The 1,492-nt window shown below is 71.8% G+C and carries 2 protein-coding genes; both read left to right on the forward strand.

Going from position 1 to position 1,492, the window contains the following annotated elements; translation table 11 throughout:
* The first annotated feature begins 456 nt into the window (after positions 1 to 456).
* Positions 457 to 1,098 (forward strand): PRC-barrel domain-containing protein, encoded by a 642-nt coding sequence (locus ACQKIP_RS47240; RefSeq protein ID WP_365862382.1) that lies wholly within the window; start codon positions 457 to 459, stop codon positions 1,096 to 1,098.
* On the forward strand, positions 1,095 to 1,492 hold a 398-nt coding region (locus ACQKIP_RS47245; RefSeq protein WP_427745839.1), incomplete at its 3' end, for a PRC-barrel domain-containing protein. The genes ACQKIP_RS47240 and ACQKIP_RS47245, both read left to right, overlap by 4 nt.

The following is a 1,492-nucleotide window of genomic DNA, read 5'->3' on the forward strand; positions in this document are numbered from 1 at the left end:
GCCATGCGGCGTCCGCCGGCGGGCGGCAGGGGGCGATCGGCGGCAGCCGGGCCGACTCCGGTGGTGTCGGGGCCAGCGGTGTCGGGGCCGGCGGTATGTCGCTCGGCGACCGAACCTGTCGGTCCTTGACTGCTGGTCGTCGAGGCCACCATCGTCACTCCCGGAGCACAAGGCGCTCTCGGGGGTGAGAGCGCGCCGTGCACGTGCTCCTACCCACCATCTCCCGTTACATTCCCGTGACTTGACTTTCCGTATGGAATGCCTTTTTAGGGGCACTCGGTCACACCGCGGGATGACAGGGAGGTGGACGGCTGTGATCTGGTGGATGTGGCTGACCGCAGTGCTGGTGGCGCTGCTCCTGCTGGCAGGTGCGGTCCTCGGGACGCAGGCCAGGCGCCGTGGCGGCGGCGCGATCGTGGTCCGCCGGGGCCGTCGCGGGGGACACGGGAGGACGCGATGACCGCGCTGGTACTCGCCGCCCTGCTGACGAAGCGGCCCGTGGTCACGCTCGGCGGAGAAGCGGTGGCCCAGATCAAGGACACCGTCTTCGACGCGTCGGGCGGGCAGATCACCGGATTCACCCTGGCGGGCCGCGGGTTGCTCTCCGGCCCCCTCAAACAGAGCCTGCCCTGGACCGGCGTCCACGCCCTCGGCCCCGACGCGGTGATGATCCCCGACGTCGAGGTGCTGCAGGCCAGGGACGCGGTGGTGGACAAGAGCGAGGCCGGTTCCGGGCAGGTGCGCGGCGCCCGCGTACTGAGCGATACGGGCCTTGAGCTGGGCACCGTCCTTGACGCGGTGGTCGAGGGCGGCACCAGCGGCCGGGTGGCCGGATTCCACGTCGACACCACCGAGGCGATGGGACGGCACGAACGCCGGGCGTTCCTGCCGGCGTACGGCCGACTGGCCATGACCGGCGACACGTTGGTGATCCCGGCATGGCTGGCCGGGCAGGCGGTGGACGACATCGCAGCGCTGGCCGCGGCATGGGACCGGGCCCGGGCCGCAGGTGAGCCGGGACCCGAGGAGGCGGGATTCCGGGAGGCGGGATTCCGGGAGACGGATCTCGGCAAGCTCCGGAAGGGGGACGACCGATGATGCTGCTCAGCCAGACCCTCGGCCTCTCCGTGGTCAGCGCCGAGGACGCGCTCCCCGCCGGGGAGGTGGCCGGCCTCGGCATCGACCCGCGGACCCGCCGGATCACGGAGCTGTATCTCAAGAACGCCAAGAGCGGCGACAGCGTGCCGTGGACGCAGGTGCGCGGGATGGGGCCGGACGCGGTGATCGTCGACACCGCCGCGGACGACGCGGGCCACAGCAGCTCGCACTCCCGGGCCCACAAGAGGCTCCTGGGCAAACGGGTCCTGACCGAGTACGGCGAGGACATCGGCACGCTCACCGAACTCACCTTCGACCCGGACACCGGCACGGTCGGCGACCTGTACATCGGCCGCGACCAGACCCCGACCCCCGGCAGCCGGCTGATCGGCCT

Origin of the sequence: Streptomyces sp. NPDC059900, assembly GCF_050270335.1 — a bacterium.
Taxonomy (GTDB): domain Bacteria; phylum Actinomycetota; class Actinomycetes; order Streptomycetales; family Streptomycetaceae; genus Streptomyces.